At 31.9% G+C, this 22,711-nt stretch carries 18 protein-coding genes and 1 other annotated feature; of the genes, 3 read left to right on the forward strand and 15 right to left on the reverse strand.

Features of this window, described 5'->3' with window-relative positions:
* The first annotated feature begins 169 nt into the window (after positions 1 to 169).
* Together B5X47_RS08715 and B5X47_RS08720 are read left to right on the forward strand one after the other, a co-directional pair.
* A complete protein-coding gene (locus tag B5X47_RS08715) occupies positions 170 to 754 on the forward strand; it encodes a zinc dependent phospholipase C family protein (protein ID WP_013361365.1) in 585 nt (194 codons plus the stop codon).
* A gap of 82 nt (positions 755 to 836) precedes the next feature.
* Positions 837 to 1,034: a hypothetical protein gene (locus tag B5X47_RS08720; RefSeq protein WP_013361364.1), complete on the forward strand. Its 198-nt coding sequence runs from the start codon at positions 837 to 839 to the stop codon at positions 1,032 to 1,034.
* 30 nt (positions 1,035 to 1,064) lie between these two features.
* On the opposite strand, the gene B5X47_RS08725 is transcribed toward B5X47_RS08720, so the two are convergent.
* The 12 genes from B5X47_RS08725 to B5X47_RS08780 all read right to left on the reverse strand — a co-directional run bounded on the left by B5X47_RS08725 (position 1,065) and on the right by B5X47_RS08780 (position 17,198).
* A complete protein-coding gene (locus B5X47_RS08725) occupies positions 1,065 to 1,901 on the reverse strand; it encodes a hypothetical protein (RefSeq protein ID WP_079589770.1) in 837 nt (278 codons plus the stop codon).
* On the reverse strand, positions 1,901 to 3,601 hold the full coding sequence (gene argS, locus B5X47_RS08730) for an arginine--tRNA ligase (protein WP_079589771.1): 1,701 nt from the start codon (positions 3,599 to 3,601) through the stop codon (positions 1,901 to 1,903). The genes B5X47_RS08725 and argS overlap by 1 nt, the downstream gene beginning before the upstream one ends.
* Before the next feature lie 116 nt (positions 3,602 to 3,717).
* Positions 3,718 to 4,146, reverse strand: coding sequence for a Fur family transcriptional regulator (locus tag B5X47_RS08735; protein ID WP_079589772.1), 429 nt, complete (start codon positions 4,144 to 4,146; stop codon positions 3,718 to 3,720).
* Between the two features lie 81 nt (positions 4,147 to 4,227).
* On the reverse strand, positions 4,228 to 5,256 hold the full coding sequence (locus B5X47_RS08740; RefSeq protein WP_079589773.1) for an alpha-hydroxy-acid oxidizing protein: 1,029 nt from the start codon (positions 5,254 to 5,256) through the stop codon (positions 4,228 to 4,230).
* Positions 5,257 to 5,275: 19 nt separating this feature from the next.
* Entirely contained in the window at positions 5,276 to 7,642 is a 2,367-nt protein-coding gene (locus B5X47_RS08745) for an endonuclease MutS2 (RefSeq protein ID WP_079589774.1), read from the reverse strand.
* A 19-nt stretch (positions 7,643 to 7,661) separates the two neighbouring features.
* A complete protein-coding gene (locus B5X47_RS08750; protein ID WP_079589775.1) occupies positions 7,662 to 9,956 on the reverse strand; it encodes a peptidase U32 family protein in 2,295 nt (764 codons plus the stop codon).
* 160 nt (positions 9,957 to 10,116) lie between these two features.
* A complete protein-coding gene (locus tag B5X47_RS08755) occupies positions 10,117 to 10,620 on the reverse strand; it encodes a cell division protein ZapA (protein ID WP_013361357.1) in 504 nt (167 codons plus the stop codon).
* An 82-nt stretch (positions 10,621 to 10,702) separates the two neighbouring features.
* Complete coding sequence (gene pheT / locus B5X47_RS08760) at positions 10,703 to 13,069, reverse strand: phenylalanine--tRNA ligase subunit beta (RefSeq protein ID WP_079589776.1); 2,367 nt, start codon at positions 13,067 to 13,069, stop codon at positions 10,703 to 10,705.
* A gap of 13 nt (positions 13,070 to 13,082) precedes the next feature.
* Positions 13,083 to 14,102 carry a phenylalanine--tRNA ligase subunit alpha gene (gene pheS / locus B5X47_RS08765; RefSeq protein ID WP_079589777.1) on the reverse strand — a complete coding sequence of 340 codons (1,020 nt, stop codon included), beginning with the start codon at positions 14,100 to 14,102 and terminating at the stop codon, positions 13,083 to 13,085.
* 49 nt (positions 14,103 to 14,151) lie between these two features.
* Positions 14,152 to 14,356, reverse strand: a binding site (T-box leader).
* 38 nt (positions 14,357 to 14,394) lie between these two features.
* The gene (locus B5X47_RS08770; protein ID WP_079589778.1) at positions 14,395 to 15,180 is read right to left on the reverse strand and encodes a TrmH family RNA methyltransferase; all 786 of its coding nucleotides are present in this window, start codon (positions 15,178 to 15,180) and stop codon (positions 14,395 to 14,397) included.
* Between the two features lies 1 nt (position 15,181).
* The gene (locus B5X47_RS08775) at positions 15,182 to 15,832 is read right to left on the reverse strand and encodes a potassium channel family protein (protein WP_079589779.1); all 651 of its coding nucleotides are present in this window, start codon (positions 15,830 to 15,832) and stop codon (positions 15,182 to 15,184) included.
* A gap of 13 nt (positions 15,833 to 15,845) precedes the next feature.
* Complete coding sequence (locus tag B5X47_RS08780) at positions 15,846 to 17,198, reverse strand: TrkH family potassium uptake protein (protein WP_079589780.1); 1,353 nt, start codon at positions 17,196 to 17,198, stop codon at positions 15,846 to 15,848.
* Positions 17,199 to 17,481: 283 nt separating this feature from the next.
* Between B5X47_RS08780 and B5X47_RS08785 the strand changes: the two genes are divergently transcribed.
* Positions 17,482 to 19,512, forward strand: coding sequence for a methyl-accepting chemotaxis protein (locus B5X47_RS08785; protein ID WP_159446445.1), 2,031 nt, complete (start codon positions 17,482 to 17,484; stop codon positions 19,510 to 19,512).
* Positions 19,513 to 19,637: 125 nt separating this feature from the next.
* Here the strand turns inward: B5X47_RS08785 and B5X47_RS08790 are convergent, their stop codons facing one another.
* The 3 genes from B5X47_RS08790 to B5X47_RS08800 are packed head-to-tail and all read right to left on the reverse strand — an operon-like array spanning position 19,638 to position 22,616.
* On the reverse strand, positions 19,638 to 20,648 hold the full coding sequence (locus tag B5X47_RS08790; RefSeq protein ID WP_079589782.1) for an electron transfer flavoprotein subunit alpha/FixB family protein: 1,011 nt from the start codon (positions 20,646 to 20,648) through the stop codon (positions 19,638 to 19,640).
* A gap of 28 nt (positions 20,649 to 20,676) precedes the next feature.
* Positions 20,677 to 21,459 (reverse strand): electron transfer flavoprotein subunit beta/FixA family protein, encoded by a 783-nt coding sequence (locus B5X47_RS08795; protein ID WP_013361349.1) that lies wholly within the window; start codon positions 21,457 to 21,459, stop codon positions 20,677 to 20,679.
* Between the two features lie 17 nt (positions 21,460 to 21,476).
* Positions 21,477 to 22,616, reverse strand: coding sequence for an acyl-CoA dehydrogenase (locus B5X47_RS08800; RefSeq protein ID WP_013361348.1), 1,140 nt, complete (start codon positions 22,614 to 22,616; stop codon positions 21,477 to 21,479).
* Positions 22,617 to 22,711 lie beyond the last annotated feature (95 nt).

Raw genomic sequence — 22,711 nt, forward strand, 5'->3', positions numbered from 1 at the left:
TTACCTATTTTATTAAGTTTATTCAACTCTAAATATTATTTTAAAAATCCATTTTATGTTAATTTATTACTAATTATTGTAATTTATATAATAATCTTGTAAAATGGAATATGTGAGTTTTATTTAACTGTTAATTATATTTTTTATATATTTTGAAAGGGTGTATCTTTTGTTCATACCAACCCATAGAATTATTGCTAATCATATTTACGAGAATTTAAAAGACAGCTTAGATTTTAAACTTAGCAAGCCTATGCTTCAGTACGGAAATATGAAACCCGACGTAGCTCCAAGTTTAAAATCAAAAAAACATTATATGAACCCAACTTTTGATTTTGTCTTAGATGAAATTGTTAAGCTTATCGATGATGGACTACACGAAGATTTAATATCTATAAATGCTTTTTCTGTGAGATTAGGTGTAATCACACATTTTTTATCTGATTTCTTCTGCTTGCCACATCACGATAGAACCTATTTTTCTGACAAGTTAAAAGAGCACATGATTTATGAAAAAAATCTTCACTATAAATTCAAGGAATTTTCGGGATTAGACAAAATAACATTGCCAAGCTTAAAAACTTTAGATAAAGATGGAATTAAAGCTCTTATAGAAGAACTTCATCATGATTATGTTAATAGACCTAAAGGCTACGAAAATGATATAGTTAGTTCTATAAATGTGTCCTCTGCAATTGGTCTTCTAATTGTAGAAAACTCTATTTTATACGAGCCACAACTTATTGCAGTTTAATAACTCTTTTTATTACCCTAGTCCTTCTTTATTATGGTATAATATATTGTATTAAGAAAATGGGCTAAGGAGTGGGTTTAAAATGATTAATTTTGATAAAATCTCTATAGATCAGATTTCCAAAAGAGATCTTCTGATAATAATACAGGCTCTTGATTATACTTACGAGAATACTAAAATAGAAGATTTTTCTAAATTGAAAGATTCTCTATTAGAGGAATTAAGATTACTAGCAGAAGTTCCTACACAAGATGAATTGATTAAAATTCTAAGTGCATAAAATATAGCCTCTCACTTGAGAGGCTTTTTTCTATGCTTTTTTAAATCTAAAAGTGTAGCTTTCAGATTTTGAAACAGCTTCAATTAATAAGATATTTTCATTGAAATATTTTTTTATAATTTTTATATTTCCAATCAGTGGTATTGTATATTCCTTATTAATTTCCATTTGGATTATATCAAGTGGATTTATCTTACCCTCATAAGCTTTTCTTTTAATTTTCATATTCCTTAGATTCAAGAGATAATCACTTAATACCTCTATATTAGAATTAAATTCTATTGTCTCTAAAGCATTTGTAATCTTCTCTTTTACTATATCCCTAAGCCTAATAATAAGTTCTTTTTCTTTAATATAAAAACTTTTATCTTCCAAATTATAGAGGTTATTAAGAGCAAAAGTAAGAATTTTATCGTCATCGTCTAACATTAGCAGATTTATCTTGTATCTTTGGAATTCTATAATTTCTGATGAATCCTCCAAATCATTTTGATAAGCAATCAAATTTGGTTTTATCTGCTCATTGAGAATATATAATATAATTACATATATTGATAATGCAGTAGAGCTTGAGTTCTTGTACATTATATTATATGCAGTTACCGCCTCATTTAAAATTTCATTGATGTCTCTGTTTGCTATGATAATAGGAGCTAAGCATACAGCTAAGCTCCTATTATTCTTTATACCATAGTAATACTTCATTAAATTCAGTTCATCTTTCCATCTCGCCTTATCAACTTTGACACTGACAGTGGATGTGTCTGATGAAAGACTACGAACCAGAGACTTTAGCAAATAATTGTATTCATATTCAATTAAAATAGAAATAACTATATTTGAAAAAGCTTTGTCAACTATTAGCATTACATTCTCTCCGGCGCTTCCATTCCTATGAGTTTAAGCGAATTCTCAAGTCCTATTCTCACTGCTTCAACTATAGTCAATCTAGCTGCTTTTACTTTTTCATCATCAACTAAAATTGGATTATCATGGTAAAATTTATTAAAGGCCTGAGCTAAATCCAAAATATATCTTGTTATATGATGAGGCTCATTTTTATCTGCTGCTCTTAACAGAACTGATTTAAAGCTGCCTAGTACTCTAATTACTTCCATAGCATCATTATTGTTGCCTAGCATTGAAAAATCTATGTCTGAACTAGGTTTCAAATTTGCTTTTCTAAGAACAGAGCAAGCTCTAGCATGAGTATACTGAACATATGGTCCAGTTTCTCCTTCAAAACTAAGTGTTCTTTCCCACGAGAATGTATAATCTTTTATTCTGCTGTTTGATAGCTCTTGAAACACAACTGCTCCAACTCCAATTTGCTTTGCTACCTTATCAATATCTTCTAAGTTAGGATTTTTTTCAATTATTACTTCCTTAGTTTTTTGTATAGCTTGATTTAATACATCTTCAAGAAAAACAACTCTTCCTTTTCTAGTTGATAAGGTACCTTCCTCAAGACCAACCATTCCAAACTGAACGTGCTCACAATCATTTGCCCATTCAAATCCCATTAAATCAAGTATCTTCATCCACTGCTTAAAATGAAGAGCTTGCTGAGAGCCTACAACATAAATGTTTTTATAAAAATCATAAGTTTTCTTTCTATATATAGCTGCCGCTAAATCTCTAGTTATATAAAGAGTAGAACCGTCTCTTTTTTTAATAAGTGCAGGAGGCATTCCATAAGGCTCTAAATCAACTATATGAGCGCCTTGAGATTCTATAAGAACACCTTTTTCTTCCATTAGATCAATAACTGCTGGCATTTTATCTGAATAAAAACTTTCGCCAGCATAAGAATCAAATGAAATTCCAAGCATATCATAAACCCTTGAGAATTCTTCTAGAGAAACCTCTCTAAAAAATTTCCATAGGCGAGTAGCTTCTTCATCGCCATCCTCTAATTTTTTAAACCATTCTCTTGCTTCATCCTCCATTTGTGGATTTTCTTCAGCTTTTTCATGATATTCTATATATAGCTTTAATAAGGTCTTAATTGGAGCATTTTTAACTTCTTCTTCATTTCCCCATCCTTTGTAAGCAACAATGAGTTTACCAAACTGAGTTCCGTAATCACCTAAATGGTTGATTCCAATTGTGTTATATCCTAAAAATTTATATAATTTATACAGTGAATTTCCAATAACTGTAGTACGTATATGACCGATATGAAAAGGTTTAGCTATATTTGGAGAGGAAAACTCAACAATTACATTCTTCCCACTTCCGATATCCATCTTTCCAAAATCTTCTTTTTTTTCAAGTACTTCTTTTATTACTTGAGAAGATAAAAGTATAGTATCAACATAAAAATTAACGTATCCTCCAGCATTTTCAATTGATTTTAAATATGAAGGTCTATTTAATTCTTGCGCTAATTCCTGTGCGATAATATTAGGCGATTTCCTGTATGTCTTAGCCAACTTAAAGCAAGGAAATGCAAAATCTCCCATTGCTGCATTTGGTGGAATCTCTATCATAGATAGGATTTCTTCATAAGAAAAATCGGATATTTTTTCTGATAATATTTTACTTACTTCAACTTTAAAATCCATAACTGCCTCCTAATATTATGTAGAATACAAAAAACTCTCGTCCTTGTAAAAAAGACGAGAGTAATCTCGTTTTATATATATAATAGCATAACTTACATAGTTTGAGAACAAGAACCTTAGGATTTGGTTGATGCACAATGTTTACAGATACCTCTTACAGTTAGTTCACTTTGGATAATTTCGAACCCGTCAAGATTATCTAGCTTAATATCAGAGTTATCTACTTCGAAATCAAAAATCGATTTGCATGAAAGGCAGATAAAATGTCCATGGGAATGTGCATTTACATCATATCTTGCTTCATTTCCATCTACGCTAAAGCTTTTTACAATATCATTTTCCACAAAGATATTAAGGGTATTATATACTGTAGTTTTAGATAGTGAAGGTATCTCATCAATAAGATCTGTGTATATATCATTTACTGTAGGATGATTTTTGTCAGCTAAAAGTCTTTCAAGTATTTTCACTCTCTGATAAGAGGGTTTGATTCCTTTTTCAGAAAGGAAATGACTTATTTCTTTAACACTATTCTCAATTTTCATTGTCATTCTCCTTTCATACCAAATTTGAATTGTTTACAAAATTATATCATATAAGTATAGTTTTTTAAAGAATTAATTAAATTAAATATCAAAATTATATGAAATCATATCTGAATTTATTTCGGCTATATTATTTGCTCCAGTTAATATCATCGCTTGAATCAATTCATTTTTTAAATGGTTAATATAACTAGCGACACCTTCACTGCCTCCTCCTATTGCTCCCCAAATAATAGGTCTTGCACAAAGCACGACGTCAGCCCCAGCTGCTATATATTTAAATATATCCCTTCCCGATCTCACACTTCCATCAGCCATAATAGTTATCTTTTCTTTTACTGCCTTAGCAATCTCAGGAAGCACTTCTATCGGAGCAAAAGTATCGTCTAATATTCTTCCACCATGATTAGATACAACTATCGCTTTGGCTCCTATTTCTACAGCTAAAAGAGCTTCCTGTACGGTCATAATTCCCTTTAAAATTACAGGTAGATCTGTAGAGCTAATAATTTCTTTTAGCTCAGCCTTAGATTTTGGTCCTACAGGTTGCCCAAGTAAAGCCATAGTTACTAATCCTGCTCCATCTATGTCAACTCCTACAGCTAAAGCATCAGCTATTTCTGCTTTTTTTATATTTTCAATTATTTTATTGTTTTCTCTTGGCTTGATTATTGCAATACCACATCCGTTTTCCTCTGTAATTGCATTTAAACCATCAATATAAAACTGTGGATTTCCACTATCTCCAATCATAGCAAAAGTACCGGCCATTTTTGACCCCGACACTACAGCTTTACAATAATCAGCTTCTGATAAATAACCACCCATATTTATTTCACTACCTGTAACAGGTGCACTAATAAGCGGAAGAGATAGATTTTGATTAAATATCATGATATTAGTCTCGGGCTTTTTTGCCTCATGAATAGTTTTTAGATTAAGCTTTACTTGAGAAATTTTTTCGTAGCTACGTTTCATAGCTCTTCCACTTCCAGTTCCACCCATACCTGGAACCTGTCCACTACAATAAATACCATTGCATTCACTGCATAAATTGCAAACACCTTTCATTCTGTCCTTTGCTAAGCTTCTTATCTCTTTGATATCCATTACAGCCTCCTATTAGTATTTATTTTAACTCAACTATAGTAACGCCCATTCCACCTTCACCATAGCCGCCATCTCTATAGCTTTTTACATGCTTATGACTCTTAAGCATAGCTTTTATACCATTTTTTAGAACTAAGGTTCCAACGCCATGAATAATTGTAACTCTAGGTAGTCCAGCAACATATGAGTTATCTAGATACTTATCCACTTCTATTCTTGCTGTTTCTAAATCCATACCTCTTAAATCAATTTCTAGCTCTGCAGTAGCTGTTTTATTTTTCATTATCTTACCAGCACCACTAGATTTTACTATATCCTCATTTTGCTTTAGCCTTTCAAGAGATGAAAAAGGAAGATTGAGTTTCATTATTCCAATTTGAACTAAAGCTTCTTTTTTCTCATTGTCGACTGAGACAACTGTGGCATTTTTTGAAAAACTCGGAACATATACTTCGTCTCCAGCACCTATTATATCTACTGGATTAATGACATCTTTTTCTGTTATTAAATCCTGATTTTTATATCCGTATTTATCCAGAGATGTTTTAATCTTTCTTCTAGAAGCTTCAATTTCTTTATTTATATTTAGCTTTTCTGCTCTTTTGCTTAGCTCTCTTAGCTCTTTTATAGCTTCATCAGCTTCTTCTTTTGCTTGCTGAAGTAATTTTCTCGCTTCATTTTTTGCTTCTTGTATAATTTTATCCTTTTGTGTATCTAATTTACTTTCTTTTTCTTTAAGACGAGTCTGAAGCTTTTTAGCATCTTCATATATGATTTTGGATTGCTCTCTTTCAGTCTCAATCTGTTTTCTATTATCATCAATCTCTTTTAGAACATCCTCCATTGAGATAGAGTCTGAATCTAAGTGATGCTTTGCAGCTAATATTATTTCTTCCTTAAGACCGAGTTTTCTAGATATTTCAAATGCATTTGATTTGCCAGGTATCCCTATCAAAAGTCTATAGGTAGGGCTTAGAGTCTGCACATCAAATTCAACCGATGCATTTTCTACTCTATCTGTTGTAAGAGCATAGTGCTTAAGCTCGCTGTAATGAGTTGTAGCTACTGTTATTAATTTGTACTCTCTTAGCCTATCTAAAATCGATACTGCAAGTGCTGCTCCCTCTAGTGGGTCTGTGCCCGCCCCTAATTCGTCAAATAAGACTAAGCAATTGTCATTAACTTCGTCCAATATATTTACAATATGAGTCATATGAGATGAAAATGTAGAGAGGCTCTGCTCTATACTTTGCTCATCTCCGATATCGGCAAAAATATTATCGAAAATACAAATTGATGTGCCATAGTCTGTTGGAAGGTGGAGCCCACTTTGAGCCATAATTGCAAATAAACCAATAGTTTTTAAAGTAACTGTTTTACCACCTGTATTTGGGCCTGTTATAACTAAGGTATCAAACTCTTTTCCGATATTTATATTTGATGGAACTACATTTTTAGGATCGATAAGAGGGTGTCTTGCATTTTTTAAATTCATTACAAGATCAGAGTTAATAAATGGCTCTTGTGCTTTCATCTTAACTGATAGCTTTCCTTTAGCCATTACGAAATCTATTTCTGCTATCATTTGTTCATTAGTTAGTATTTCATGGTAGCTTTGACCTGCCATAGCTGAAAGAACAGTGAGAATTCTTTCTATTTCTTCTTGCTCTTTAACTTTATATTCTCTAAGTTTATTATTCATTTCCACAACAGCCATCGGCTCTATAAAAAGAGTAGCTCCAGATGCAGATGAATCATGAACAATCCCTGGAACATTTGAACGATTTTCAGCTTTCACTGGAACCACAAATCGGTCTTGCCTCATCGTTACGATTGCTTCTTGCAGATATTTTGAATACTGAGATGAAGCAACTATAGATGCAAGCTTTTGTCTTATTTGTTCTTTAGTATTTGTTATGCTTCTTCTTATTTTGCTCAGTTCAGGACTTGCATTATCTGAAATTTCTTCTTCTGATATTATTGCGTTATCTATTTCGTCTTCTAAATCTTTTAATATTGTTATGTTTTCACTTAATTGCTGAAGAATAGGGGTATTTTCTGAATCTCTTAAGAAATTTTTAACTTTTCTACAAATTCTTAGAGTGTCAGAAATTTTTAATAGCTGATAAGGCTCAAGTATAGCATCTATAGATGCTCTCTTTGCATATTCTGAGACTTGACCAAGTGCAGATATTGGCACATTTCCTCTTGTTAATATTATTTTTTGTGCTTCACTAGTTTGTTTTTGACTAAAAATTATATTCTCTCTATCCACAGATGGATATAAATTTTCTACATGCTTTTTCCCTAAGGTTGTAACTGTAAAATCCAGTAGCATGCTTTTTATACTATCAAACTCTAGTACTTTTAAGCTTCGCTTATCCATAATGTTTCCTTTCATATATTTAAAGATAAGATTCTAATATATTAATTGTTTCATCATATGATTCATTTAATAATTCAACTCTAAATTTACTAAATCCTTTATCTATAAAATTATTTACAGCGTTAATATTTATGTGCTTTGGTTTAGAAGGATATAGTATAGTTTTACAATTTATTGATTTTTTTAGTACATATTCTTCGCTTTGTTTACTTGTTATTTGTGTATGCTCAAGCATACACTTTTTATATTTACAAACTCCAGCATCATTTTTATGCGGACAATATTCAGTTATCATAAGCTTTGGATATAAATAAACAGGCATTTCCACCATTTGCATATCGTCAATATAATCTAAGCTACCACCGATTGAAAAAATCATCTCGGGTGTAATTGTAGTTTCACATGACTTCTTATGCATAAGATTGTGAGAAAATGAATTGAGTAGGTTTAGAGGATAGTCTAATACCACGTTCTCAAAAATCTGCAATTCAATATATCCTAGTGAAGAATGAAGAACTTTGATGTTGGAATTACTTTTTAGCATTTTATCAATTATGCTTATATCACTTTGTTTTATAACAGGTGGAAGGGCGTAATAAATGTTTTTATTTGGATATTTTTTTGATAGCAACCTATAAAGCTTATATCCATGAACATAGACTCTATCTACATTAAATTTAATTGCAGCCTCAAACTGTTCTTGTTTATGAATTAGAACTGACCATTTTAGCTCTTTTTTTGATTTTTTAGAATGATTTATTTTAGCTGGATTAAATTCACTTTTAGATTCAACAACTCTTTTACTTGAATTAGACTGGGATTCAATTAAAAGTGAAACAGCCTCTCTCCTAAGTAAATTCAATGTTTTTATTGGTATAAATATATTCTCATCAACTGAAACTTCTATGCTATCAACAAAGAAAGGAGTATCTCCCATTTTTTGAATCTGGTCAATTATTGATTCTCTTGTTGTTGGTTTATTTAAAGCAGTAGTAGTATACTCTTCCAATTTATACTCGCCAGTGTTCCCTTTATAATCGTTCAATATTAATGTTGGGTATTTATTATTCCTAATTTCTACAAATGCTTTTATAGGTATTTTTTTTACTCTAGACATCCTGCTACTAATATCGTCCATAAAGATTTTATCAAATGTTTTATATACAATAAAACCTGGTTCAAATTTCTTGATAGAATCAATTGCTACTATTTCACCTTTATCTGCACTTTTTACAATAGTATCTTTTTTTAGAATTCTACCTACAAATTCACCTGTATTAAGGCCATCTCCTTTCGTAAGAGTATCAAGTAGCTCTAGCATCAATCGTTTTGATTTTCTATCATACTCAATTACCTTTGCAACAGGCTTTCCAACATATTTTTGAAACTTATGGTTCATTATTTTACTACCCTTATCTTGGCCGATATAGCCTTTTGTAAAATCTCTATTAAATACTTTATCAAGCTCGACTGCGCTATAATTCATATCTAATGAAGATATACTAGGCTCATGTTTCATTATAACATTATCAATCGCTTGTCTATAAGCACTAGTGACAGCAAAAACATATTCACTTCTTTTCATACGACCTTCGATTTTTAATGAATCTATGCCTGCATCAATTAAATCTTCCAATATATCTAAGGTATTTAAATCTTTTGTACTAAAAACATACTCTTTATCAAGTAGGGGTTTATTTTCAACTGTTGCTTTATATGGCTCTCTGCAGGGCTGAGCGCACATTCCTCTATTGCCCGATCTCATGCCATTCATACTGCTGAACAGACATTTCCCACTATAAGAAACGCATAAGGCTCCATGCACAAAAGCCTCAACTTCAACTTTAGTTTCAGCTTTTATAGCCGATATTTCATCGTAGCTGAGCTCTCTTGATAAAACAACTCGAGATACACCTAGTTCCTTTAAAAACAATACATCTTGAGCTGTACTTGCTGTCATTTGAGTAGATGCATGTAATTCCAAATCAGGAATTCTTTTACTTATTATATCTATCATTCCTAAATCTTGTAATATAACTGCATCTACACCAATCTCATACAAAAAATCAATATAATTTAGAAAATCACCTATTTCTTCATCCTTAATAATAGTATTGGCAGTAATATATATTTTGACCCCCATTTGGTGTGCGTAATCGACTGCATCTATTAGCTTATCGTCCTCAAAATTTCCTGCAAAAGCCCTTGCTCCAAATCTGCTTCCGCCCATATATACGGCATTTGCTCCTGCCATTATTGCGGCTTTTAGTGCTTCTTCATCTCCTGCTGGAGCTAAAAGCTCAATTTTTTTCATTTAAACCTCCGATAAATAAACTAAACCATAAGAGCAATCCTGAAAATTACTAATGGTTATAAAAAACCTTACTATACTAATAATAACAGTTTGTTAAAACTGCAAAAGAGCCTTCATTAATAATTATGAAGGCTAATTTGAATTAAAATATTCTATTGTTTTATTTTTTTTCCTCTAAGTCTACTATCTTTAATTGTAGCTCATACAGTCTATTTTGAAAGTCATTAACTATTTCTTCTGCCTCTATCAGTCTATGCTCGGTTTCGATAATATTAGATTTTAAGCTCGCAATTTCATTGTCTTTTTCAGTAGCTAAAACTTTCCATTCCTCTATTTTTATGTCTTTTTTTCCAAGCTCATCATCTTTAAGTGCAATTACTCTTTCAAGGCTTTTAATTTGATTTTGACAATCCTCAAGCTCCTTAATAGGCTCGCTAAGAGTTTTTTTGAATTCCAGATTTTTTCTTACTTCAGAATAATATTCATCCGCTATATTAATCGAAGTAAGTACTGCTGTCATAACCTGACTAAGCTTTGGATTAGCTTTGGCAGTAGCTTCAATCTGTTCATCCACATGAGCTGCTAGCTGTAATAAATATTCTCTCTTTTCTTCTCCAACTATAGTATATTCGTGATTCGCTATTTTTACAGTTACTTTGTTCATGAAAAACCCTCCACTGTTATTGTATCTTATGAGTTTATTTTACTATATTTGAAGAAGAATACAAATAAAAACTGCATAAAAACTAAATTTCTCTAAGATGCGCTCCAAGTTCATCTGCCAAATGAGTTAAAATCTTTGATTGTACTAAGTTTATTTCCTCATCTGTAAGAGTTCTATCTAGTGCTCTATAGGTTATTCCATATGCAACTGACTTCTTCCCTTTTGGAACTTGATCTCCCATATATATGTCAAATAATTCAACTTTTTCAATTAAGCTATTTCCTTTAGAAATAATTAAGTTTTCGATACTTCCTACTGCTATTTCTTCAGATACAACAAGAGCAATATCTCTTTTTATAGCAGGAAACTTAGGAACCTGCTTGTACAGCTTCAGCTTAGTTCTTATCCCTGATATTATATCAAAATCTAAGGTAAATAAATAAACTCTTTTTTTAATGTCAAATTTTTCAGCAATAAGAGGGTGAACTTCTCCTATAAAACCTATTTGTTCATCTCCGGATGAGATTTGAGCACATCTCATAGGATGATATAACTCATTTTCTGAAAATGGCTGATAACTTCTAGATTCTATACCAATATAATCTAATACTCCTTCTAATCTTGATTTCATAGTAAAGAAATCTTCTTCTTTTCCATAAACCCCAGCCACTATAGCTCTCTTTTGAACAGGAGCATCAGGGTTAGAAAAAATATTTCCTACCTCAAAACCACTGAAGAAATCTACTTTTCTAGATAAATTTCTAGATAAAATCTCTAGCATAGCTGGAACTAAACTAGTTCTCATAACCGAGGTTTCTTCACCGAGAGGATTAATAAGCTTAACTGCATTAGAAAGATTTTCTCCAATTTTTTCTAAAGATGTCGGGCTAACAAATGAATATGTTAAAACCTCTGTTAAGCCGTTTGACATCATTGCATCCTTAATATGATCTTCAAATATTCTATCCTCAGTTTTAACACCTGAAGTAAGCTCTCCAACTATATTTTGTGACAATATATTATTATATCCATATAATCTAGCAATTTCCTCTACAATATCTGCTTCCATATCTATATCTAATCTAAACTCTGGAACTTCAATACTTAGATTATTGCCTTGAATCTCAGTTTTGAATTTGAGTTTACTTAGAATTTCAGACATTTTTTCAGGGCTAAGCTTCTCTCCAAGCAGTTTATTAATTCTATCAATACTAACAACTACAGTTTTAACTTCAATCTCATTTTCTAAAGTATCTTTTTTTCCTGATAAAACCTTACCATATCCGTAGTAATCTATAAGATGACATGCTCTATTAATTGCTTCTTCAGCCCTAGATAAATCTATTCCTTTTTCAAATCTTGCTGATGCTTCCGTTCTTAAATTAAGCTTTTTTGAAGTATGTCTTATGTTATCTGCATTAAAATTTGCACTTTCAAGAACAATGTGAGTTGTTGTATCACTTACATCTGAATTTTGACCACCCATAACTCCAGCTATACCGATGTTCTTTTGTCCATCAGTAATCATGAGCATTTCAGAATCTAGTTTTCTTTCTAAATCGTCAAGCGTGTAGAAAGAATCATTGTCACTTGCTCTTTTAATTACAAATTCCTTTGTCGAAAGCTTCGATGCATCATAAGCATGCAGAGGCTGTCCATACTCAAGCATTACAAAATTCGTAATATCAACTATATTGTTTATTGGTCTGATTCCAGACTCAATCAAGCATCTTTGCATAAAATAAGGTGAAGGCTTTATTTCAATATCTTTAATTTCTCTAATAATAAATCTAGGACATAAATCCTTATCTAAAACCTTTACTTCATACTCTATAGCCTTATCAATTTCCCTAAAATCACTCTCTGGTAGTTTTACATCCTTGTTTAATGTTGCAGAAACTTCATGTGCTAGACCAATGATAGATTGGCAGTCTGGTCTATTTGATGTAAGCTCAAATTCAACTATGTAGTCATTTAACAATAATGCTTTTCTAACATCATCTCCAAGGGTATATTCTCCTCTTAAAAGTAATATTCCATCTCTAGATTCAATATCTACATACTTTTCGTCTATACCAAGCTCTTTTGCCGAGCAAAGCATACCTTCAGATACCTCTCCTCTTAATTTGCCCTTCTTAATTTTGATTCCTCCAGGTAAAGTCGATCCGTGAAGTGCTACAGGTATTATATCTCCTATGCTAACATTTTTTGCTCCTGTTACTATCTGAACTTCTGAGCTTCCTGTATCTATTTTAGTAATAATTAGCTTATCGGCATCTGGGTGTGGAGTTATGCTTGTTATTTTACCAATAACAACATTGCTTATATCTTCTCCTACTTCTTCATAACCCTCAACCTTTGTTCCTGACATGGTCATAGCGTCAGAAAAAGATTTCACATCAACATCTATATCAACATATTTTTTCAACCATTTTAAAGGTGCTTTCATTGTTCATTCCTCCTTAAAATTGACTTAAAAATCTCATATCATTTTCATATAAATATCTAATATCATCTATTTCGTACTTAGTCATTGCAATCCTATCAACACCCATACCAAAAGCAAATCCGCTGTATATTTCAGGGTCAATTCCACAGTTTCTAAGCACATTTGGATGAACCATACCAGCGCCTAAAATTTCCATCCAGCCTTCGCCTTTACATGTAGGACAACCACTTCCAGAGCATTTGAAACAGCTTATATCCATTTCAGCACTCGGTTCAGTAAATGGAAAGTTATGTGGTCTGAACTTAGTCTTTGTGTCTGGGCCAAAAAATTTATAAGCAAATTCTTCTAAAGTAGATTTTAAGTTCGCAAATGTTATATGTTTATCTACAACTAAGCCCTCTAACTGATGAAACATTGGAGAGTGAGTTGCATCTGGAGTATCACATCTGAAACATCTTCCTGGAGATATTACTCTAATTGGAGGATTATTCTCTCTCATTGTTCTAACTTGAACAGGTGAAGTTTGAGTTCTAAGAAGCAGGTTTTCACTTATATAAAATGTGTCTGACATATCTCTTGATGGATGATTTTTCGGAGCATTAAGCGCATCAAAATTGTTCTCAATAGTTTCAATTTCAGGTCCTTCCACTACAGAGAAACCCATGGACATAAAAATCTGTTCCATTTCTCTTACAACCTTTGTAATAGGATGGATTTTGCCTACAAATTTTGTTTTTACTGGGATTGTAACATCTATCGATTCTGTTTTAAGCTTTTGGTTAATTACAGCAAGCTTTAGAGACGATTTTTTTTCTTCTATAATGCTTTCAATTTCTTCTCTAACTTCATTTGCAATTTTACCAATTACAGGTCTTTCCTCTGCCGATAGCTTTCCCATTTCTTTTAATATATTTGTTAGCTCACCTTTTTTCCCCATATATTGAACTCTTAAATTTTCTAAAATATCCATTTCCTCAACTGCACTTAAAGACTTTAAAGCTTCTTCTCTAAGCTGACTTAATTTGGTTTTCATTTTTACACCTTCCTTTGATAATTTAATGTATAAAAAAAGACCTTTAACAGTCAGGGGCAATTAAATTGCGGTACCACCCTGAATCAAAGGACTCTCGTTGATATTTTATCGCTTTTTCTTGCGAAAAGCCTACATAATATTTTCAGCTTTTAGCTCAGAAGTGAACTTCTTCATTAACAGTCATAAGAACTTTCAGCAACCGTTCTCTCTCTGAAATGCTATTAATAAATACTTTTCTTCGTCATAGCTATATTTTATTTAGATATTTAAATATATTATCATAATTATTAATCTAAAACAACGTTCTTTCTTTAAGTTTGTACATTAAAATTCCTCCAGCTATTCCTACATTGAGAGATTCAGCTGCTCCATATAAAGGAATTTTAACCTTTAAGTCAGAGAGGTTTAGTAGTTTATTATCTATGCCATTAGCTTCATTTCCAAGCACTATAGCGATTTTAGACTGTATTGTGCTAAGTACATTATAATCTAAGGCATTCTCTAATGATGATGAAATTATTTTATAACCATTTTTTTTAAGAATATTTAAACTTTCATAGTCATCAATGAATAGAATTTTTAAATGCATAAGTGAACCCATAGCAGATCTAACTACCTTTGGAGAATATATATCAGTTGTACCTTTTGTGCATATTACAGTACTAATCCCTGCGGCATCTGCTGTTCTTAAAATAGTTCCAAGATTACCGGGATCTTGAATTTTATCTAATATAAGTACATCGTTATTAAAATCAATATCGTCAATCATAAAGCTTTCAAAATTGCATATAGCAACTATTCCTTGCGAGGTAACGGTATCGCTTATTGTCTCCATTAATTTGCTTGGAACAACAAATGATTTATCTACCATATTTTTTATTATATTAGAATATCTAGGTTCATTTATTCTATCTTCTTGGATAAAGATGAGATTAATCGTCTTAGGATTATCAACAGCAAGCTCAACATTTCTTAAGCCTTCAGCTAAAAACATCTGATTTTTTTTTCTATATTTGCTTTGCATAAGAGATATAGCTAGCTTATATTTAGGATTATCAAAAGATTCAATACTCTTCATATTAGCCTCTTTCTTCAACCTTATTTATTTGCTCGTTCTTTCCTATTACAACTAATATATCACCTGGTTTTAAAACATCCTCAGCTTCTGGAGAAATATTAATCTGCATTCCATGCTTTACAGCCATAACATTAATTCCATAATTAGCTCTTAAATCTAGAGCTCCTATCGTTTTTCCTATCCATTTCGAAGGTGCAACAATTTCTGCAATTGAATAGTGTGGATCTAGTTCAATGTACTCTAAAACATTTTGAGATACTAAATTGTGGGCAACTCTTATCCCCATATCTCTTTCTGGAAAAACAACCCTATCAGCACCTATTTTATAGAGTACTTTTGCTTGAAGCTCGTTTTGAGCTTTACAAAGCACATAATGAACGCCTAGCTCTTTAGCAATCAATGTAGCCATTATAGATGACTGAATATCAGAGCCTATACTTATTACTGCAACATCAAAATTTCTAATGCCTAAAGACCTAAGCACATTTTCATCTGTACAATCAGCTTCTACAGCATGTGTTACTTGTTCAGCTATATTTTGAATTTTTTCTTCATTCTTATCTATTGCTAAGACCTCATGTCCTAAACTATATAAGGTTTTAGCAACTGATGATCCAAATCTTCCACACCCAATAACAACATAATTTTTCATCTAATTTTATCTCCTAACCTACAATAACTTTTTCTTCTGGATAATTATATAAGGATTTTTTCTCATTGCTTGCAAGTGCTAAAAGTATTGTCAATGACCCTACTCTTCCAATGAACATAGTAAAAATAATTAATATTTTGCCAATATTGCTCATTGACGAAGTCATCCCTAACGACAAACCAACCGTTCCAAAGGCTGAAACAGTTTCAAATAGTATAGTTAAAAAATCTTGTGCTGGCTCAGTAAGTGATAATATCATAGTGCCACTTATAACTACAAATAGCCCTATAAAAACTACAGCCAATGATTTATTTACAGCTCTATAAGAAATTCTCCTACCAAATATTTCAACATTTTCTTTACCCACAATTAGCGTTCTTACTGCAAGAATTAAAATTGCAAGTGTAGATGTTTTTATTCCACCTGCTGTTGAAGCTGGGGAGCCTCCGATAAACATAAGGATAATTGTTAATAATTTCGAACTATTTTCCATACCTGCTAAATCTATGGTATTAAAACCAGCTGTTCTTGGTGTTACTGACTGAAACAATGATGCTAATACTTTTCCCTTGATGGATAGATTTTCCATAGTATCTGGATTTGAACTCTCCATTATAAAAAATAAAACAAATGATATAGCAATTAAAATAAAACTTAATGTAACAACTATTTTTGAATGTAAATTAAGCTTTCTAAAGCTTCTTTTAGCTACAACATCAAATATTACTGTAAACCCAAGTCCACCTAGAATAATTAGTAGCATTATTGTAATGTTAACTATACCGCTATCTACAAAAGGAATAAGAGACCTTCCTCCACCAATTAAATCAAAGCCTGCATTACAAAAAGCAGATACAGAGTGAAATACAGAATAAAATATACCCTTTTTTAATCCATATACAGGAACAAATTTAAAGGATAGCATAAGGGCTCCTATAAACTCTATAAAAAAAGTTCCATATAGCATTTGTCTTGTGAGTTTAACTACCCCTGATAATGTACTTTGATTCAATGATTCTTTTATTATAAGTCTTTCTCTTAAAGATATTTTTTTTCCAAGTAGCATAGCTCCAAGAGTCGCAACGGACATGAATCCTAATCCACCAATTTGAATAAGTAGCATTATCACAATTTTCCCAAAGGTAGTCCAATACGTCCCTGTATCAACCACAACAAGACCTGTCACACAGACTGCTGAAGTAGCAGTAAATATAGAATTTAAAAAACCAACGTTCTCGTTATTAATTGAGGCAATAGGTAGATTAAGCAGAATTCCCCCAATAAGGATTACAATTGCAAAACCTATAACAATAATCTGCGATGCAGAAAATTCATATTTATGCTTATCTTTTGGTAATCTTATCATATCGTTCTCCTTTTTTTGTTAACACATTATATTATAACTCAAACAATATATATTTCAATCATGCTTTGAAAGTATTTTTATATTTTAAAAAGCTTAGTTATTAATCTAAATAATCATTATGAATATGCTATTTTTTATAATAATTCTAGAATTATTAATTTGTATTATTATTTTTATCTATATAATAATATTTTTATAGAAATACTTTATAGTCTGAAAATTAGCAATATGTTAAAATGAACTTGCAGTTTAATTTTTTTTACATTTGAGGGGGTTTTTCGTTGTGGCAAAAAATCGAAGTCTGGTCAACAAGGTATTAATAAGCAGTCTATCTTTAGTAATATTAGTTTTTTCTGTAACTTTTTATTTAAATATTAGCTCAAATATCAATTTTTCTAAAAAAACAGTTGAGCAAAACTTAATTTCGGAGTCTTCATTAATTTCTTCTTCAATAAACCAATTTTTTGAAAAAAGTGGTGCTTTAGTTATCCAAGGAGCAACTAATAGTACCTTTAAGGAATTTATGAAAGTAGCTGAAGACAGGGAGCTGTTATCTACATATCCTGGATACGCTGATGTTCTAAACGAGCTGAACATAATAAAAAGTTTAGATGAAAACATACTATCTATTTATGTTGGTCCTATAAAGGCAAATACTATTTTGGTTCAAGATGGCTGGGTAGGTATGGGTGATTTTTCACTTAAGGATCGTGGATGGTTTAAGCAAATGAAGGAAGCAAACAAACTCATATATACTGATGCTTATGTGGATGCAATTACTGACAAAATGGTTGTTACTATTGCAACTCCAGTGTATGACAACGGCGAGCTCCTTGGTGCTTTTGGAATAGACCTCGCTATCGATCAATTACCTTCCATAATTAGTCAGCACACAATTAAAAACGAAGGCTATGCATTTTTAGTCGATACCCAGGGCTTAGTATTATATCACCCTAATGAAGAAAAAATACTAACTGAAAATATAACTGAAATAAGCGGTAATCTAGGTGAAATTGGCAAGCAAATGATATCTGGTAATACTGGTATAGGAACATATGATTACGATGGAAAAAGTCATATAATATCATATTCTCCTTTGAATGCCAATGGTTGGTCGCTTGGAGTTACTGTCGATGAAAACATTGCAATGAAACAAGTTAACAAATCTACAAACCAAAGTATAATTATGGTTATCTTAGGTATACTAGTAATTGGAGTGGTACTATATAGTGTAATTAAAAACTCTTTAAAACCAATCCCTAAACTTGTAGAAACAATGCATCTTATTTCCTCTGGTGATTTAACTTCAAGAGTAAAGGTTACATCTAATGATGAAATCGGAGAAATTGCAACTACATTAAATCAAATGCTAGATAATCAGCAAAGTATAATTAAAGAAGTCGTAAATGATTCAAAATCACTTATGAGTGCAACAGAATCTTTAGCTGTTGCGATGGATTTGTCAAATGCAAGTATAGACAATATCTCTACTCAGCTTAACGATATGTCTGGAAGATTTCAAAATAATGCTAGTATAGTTGAAGAGGCAACTGCATCAATTAATGAAATTACTGATACTTCTCAGATTGTATTTGAACAAGTTAAGCAGGCTTCACAATCCACTGAATCAGCGTTAAATTCTGTTGATTATGGGAAAAAAGAAATGGTCGAAATTGTTTCTTCTATAGGTAAGGTTAAAGAATCTTCAAACGAAGTTTATAAAGTTATCGAAAAATTAAAGGCTTCATCTTTAGAAATAAGTGAAATAGTAAATATAATTACATCAATTTCAGAGCAGACAAATTTATTAGCCCTTAATGCATCTATAGAAGCTGCCAGAGCCGGGGAGCATGGAAGAGGTTTTGCAGTAGTAGCAAACGAGGTTGGTAAATTGGCCGAAAATAGTAATCAGTCAGCTCAAAAAATCAGTTCTCTAATTGATGAAATCCAAGTTGACATAAGCCAAGCAGATAAAATTATGTCTCAAGAAAATACTTTAGTTGAAGATAGTGTAGCAAAAGTTCATGATACTAACCAAGAATTTGGAAAGATATTTAGCGAGATAAAAAATATGGCTGAAAAAATAGCTATAATAACAGAATCATCAAGAAAGCAATTCGAAGTAACTGAGCAAATGCAGCAAGCTATGAATGAGCTATCGGAAACTACACAAAATAATGCTATTTCTGTTGAAGAAGCAAGTAATGATATAGTATCTCAAGTTAAAAACTTTGATAATATATCTAATCAAATATCACAAGTTGAAGAAATAGCTAAATCATTAGAATCAGAAGCCTCTAAATTTACAATATAATACTAAAGAATAAAAATTATTATATACATTTAATTAAAAGCTAACAATCAAAAAAGCCTTATCTCTAAGAATGTAATTTATTCTCAGAAATAAGGCTTTTTAATTTAAATTATTATATTTTATATTTACTGCTCTTTTTTTGATTTCTTAAGCTCTTCAGTAAGAAGAGGTAGAACTTTAGCTACATCTCCTACTATACCTAAGTCTGCAACTTCAAAAATTGGAGCATCTGGGTTTTTATTAATTGCTATAATTAGCTCAGACTCTTCCATACCAGCAATGTGCTGAATAGCGCCTGATATTCCACAAGCAAAATATAAATCTGGTCTTACAGTTTTACCTGTTTGACCTACCTGTCTATCTTTATCTAGCCATGCGTTATCAATAACAGCACGAGAGCCCGAAACCTCTCCTTTAAGTTCATCAGCCAAATCATATAAAGGACTCATATTTTCTTTTGAACCAATACCTCTTCCTGCAGATACTAAAACTTTAGCATCTTCAATATTTACTTTTTTATGATCTTCCTTAACTATTTCAAGCACTTCAACATTTAAATCCTGTGCATTTAAATCCGCATCAAAATCAATTACATCACCTGTATTTGAAGTATTTCTTTCAAGCTTAAGCATAACTCCAGGTCTAACAGTTGACATCTGCGGTCTATGGTCAGGACAAATAATCGTTGCCATAATATTTCCACCAAATGCTGGTCTTGTCATCATTAAATTTCTTGTCTCATCATCGATATCTAAAGAAGTACAGTCAGCAGTAAGTCCTGTATGTATTCTTGCAGATACTCTAGGTGCAATATCTCTACCTATTGATGTAGCTCCAACTAAAACAATAGCTGGTTTTTCATTATTAATTACAGCAGTAAGTGCTTTTGTATATGGCTCATTTGTAAAATTCTTTAGAACTTCATGATCAACTGTTATAACCTTTTCTGCTCCATGATAAATTAATTCATTAGCAAGAGCCTTAATGTTATGGCCTAAAACCACAGCACTTAGCTTTTCACCTAATTTTTCAGCTAACTCTTTTCCTTTTCCAAGCAATTCTAATGATACCTTTTGAATTTCTCCGTCTCTTTGCTCTATATAAACTAAAACGCCTTTATAATCTGCTAAATTCATTGTTTCAACCTCCTCACATAAATTATTATTAAATAATATATTTTTCCTTTAATTTGTCCATGATTATTTTAGCTGCTTCTTTTGAATCAACTTCAAATACTTTTCCTGCTGTCTTAGCACCTTTTGTAAATGATTTCTTAACCTTTGTAGGAGAACCCTTAAGACCTAAGTTTTCTGGATTGACTTCAATATCATTTACAGTCCAAATTTCAACCTTGTCATCAGCAAAAGCATCATAGATTCCTGAAACTCTCATATATCTTGATTCATTCATTTCTTTAAGAGTAGTTATAAGGCAAGGAGTTTTTACTTTAATTTTATGATAACCGTCTTCAAACGCTCTTTTTACTATTACTGAATCAGTATCAAGCTGCACGTCTTCAACGTAAGTTACTGAAGGTAATTGTAAATGCTCAGCTATTTGTGGTCCAACTTGAGCTGTATCTCCATCTATTGCTTGTCTTCCTGCTATTACTAAATCAAAATCTATTTTTTTAAGTGCACCAGCTATAGCTGATGATGTTGCCCAGGTATCTGCTCCAGCAAATGCTCTATCTGTAAGAAGTATAGCTCTGTCAGCTCCCATAGCAAGAGCTTCTCTAAGAGCTGCATCAGCTTGAAGAGGTCCCATAGTTATTACTGTAACATGAGCACCGTGCTTATCTTTTAATTGTAGAGCTGCTTCAAGTCCGCTCTTGTCATCAGGGTTTATAATTGATGGAACTCCTTCACGAATAAGTGTTCCAGTTTTTGGATCTAATTTAACTTCAGTAGTATCTGGTACTTGCTTTATACAAACAACTATATTCATTAGAAATAACCTCCTTTTTATTTTAATAATGCCGCAGAAATTACCATTCTTTGAACCTCAGAAGTTCCTTCATAAATTTCAGTAATTTTTGCATCTCTCATCATTCTCTCAACTGGATATTCTCTAGTATAACCATACCCTCCATGAAGCTGAACTGCTTTAGTTGTAACTTCCATAGCTGTTTCCGCAGCAACTAATTTTGCCATAGCCGCTTCATATGAATAAGAAAGTCCTTTATCTTTATTGTATGCTGCTTTATAAACTAATAGTCTAGCAGATTCAATCTTTGCTGCCATATCAGCTAACTGGAATTGTGTGTTTTGGAAATTAGCAATTGATCTTCCAAACTGCTTTCTTTCTTTTACATAATGAATTGTTTCATCTAGAGCTCCTTGAGCAATTCCAAGTGCTTGAGCCGCAATACCTATTCTTCCACCGTCTAATGTTTTCATGGCAACTTTAAATCCAATGCCTTCTTTACCTAATATATTTTCTTTAGGAATTCTGCAATTTTCAAAAATCAACTCACAAGTAGCTGAGCCTCTGATTCCTAATTTCTTTTCTTTAGGTCCAACAGAGAATCCAGGTGTATCTGCGTCTACTATAAAAGCAGAAATTCCTCTTGTTCCAGCTTTTTTATCTGTCATAGCCATAATTATATATGTATGAGCATATCCAGCATTTGTTATAAATATTTTAGAACCGTTTAGTACATATTCATCACCATCTAATACAGCTGTTGTCTGTTGCCCTGCAGCATCAGTACCAGCGTTAGGCTCTGTAAGTCCAAAAGCTCCTAATTTTTCTCCTTTAGCTAATGGAACTAAGAATTTTTCTTTTTGCTCTTCAGTTCCAAACTCAAATATTGGATGAGCACCAAGTGAAGTATGAGCTGAAACAATAACCCCAGTAGTTCCACAAACTCTAGAAAGCTCTTCTACAGCCATAGCATAACCTAAATTATCTCCACCTTCTCCACCATATTTCTTAGGAAAAGGAATGCCCATAAACCCCGCTTTTACCATTTTTTCTACTGTCTCAACTGGAAATCTTTCCATTTCATCAACTTCAGCAGCTAGAGGTTTAACTTCATTCTCTGCGAACTCTCTATACATTTGTTTTAGTAATGCATGCTCTTTTGAAAAACCAAATTCCATTTTTATTCCTCCTTTGTTAATTATTAATTTAACAATTAATAGTCTTTGTCTTCTTGATTATTAATCATTTTATTTATATTTTAGTTTTGCAATAA

The sequence above is a fragment of the Acetoanaerobium noterae genome (assembly GCF_900168025.1).
GTDB classification, from domain to species: domain Bacteria; phylum Bacillota; class Clostridia; order Peptostreptococcales; family Filifactoraceae; genus Acetoanaerobium; species Acetoanaerobium noterae.

Excerpts from the sequence above, each read along its gene's own strand:
- B5X47_RS08745 (WP_079589774.1), bottom strand. The coding sequence starts at position 7,642 with ATGGATAAGCGAAGCTTAAAAGTACTAGAGTTTGATAGTATAAAAAGC.
- B5X47_RS08725 (WP_079589770.1), bottom strand. The coding sequence starts at position 1,901 with ATGCTAATAGTTGACAAAGCTTTTTCAAATATAGTTATTTCTATTTTA.
- B5X47_RS08740 (WP_079589773.1), bottom strand. The coding sequence starts at position 5,256 with ATGGATATCAAAGAGATAAGAAGCTTAGCAAAGGACAGAATGAAAGGT.
- pheT (WP_079589776.1), bottom strand. The coding sequence starts at position 13,069 with ATGAAAGCACCTTTAAAATGGTTGAAAAAATATGTTGATATAGATGTT.
- B5X47_RS08750 (WP_079589775.1), bottom strand. The coding sequence starts at position 9,956 with ATGAAAAAAATTGAGCTTTTAGCTCCAGCAGGAGATGAAGAAGCACTA.
- B5X47_RS08775 (WP_079589779.1), bottom strand. The coding sequence starts at position 15,832 with ATGAAAAATTATGTTGTTATTGGGTGTGGAAGATTTGGATCATCAGTT.
- B5X47_RS08800 (WP_013361348.1), bottom strand. The coding sequence starts at position 22,616 with ATGGAATTTGGTTTTTCAAAAGAGCATGCATTACTAAAACAAATGTAT.
- B5X47_RS08780 (WP_079589780.1), bottom strand. The coding sequence starts at position 17,198 with ATGATAAGATTACCAAAAGATAAGCATAAATATGAATTTTCTGCATCG.
- B5X47_RS08755 (WP_013361357.1), bottom strand. The coding sequence starts at position 10,620 with ATGAACAAAGTAACTGTAAAAATAGCGAATCACGAATATACTATAGTT.
- B5X47_RS08720 (WP_013361364.1), top strand. The coding sequence starts at position 837 with ATGATTAATTTTGATAAAATCTCTATAGATCAGATTTCCAAAAGAGAT.
- B5X47_RS08735 (WP_079589772.1), bottom strand. The coding sequence starts at position 4,146 with ATGAAAATTGAGAATAGTGTTAAAGAAATAAGTCATTTCCTTTCTGAA.
- B5X47_RS08770 (WP_079589778.1), bottom strand. The coding sequence starts at position 15,180 with ATGAAGAGTATTGAATCTTTTGATAATCCTAAATATAAGCTAGCTATA.
- pheS (WP_079589777.1), bottom strand. The coding sequence starts at position 14,102 with ATGAAAACCAAATTAAGTCAGCTTAGAGAAGAAGCTTTAAAGTCTTTA.
- argS (WP_079589771.1), bottom strand. The coding sequence starts at position 3,601 with ATGGATTTTAAAGTTGAAGTAAGTAAAATATTATCAGAAAAAATATCC.
- B5X47_RS08795 (WP_013361349.1), bottom strand. The coding sequence starts at position 21,459 with ATGAATATAGTTGTTTGTATAAAGCAAGTACCAGATACTACTGAAGTT.
- B5X47_RS08790 (WP_079589782.1), bottom strand. The coding sequence starts at position 20,648 with ATGAATTTAGCAGATTATAAAGGCGTTTTAGTTTATATAGAGCAAAGA.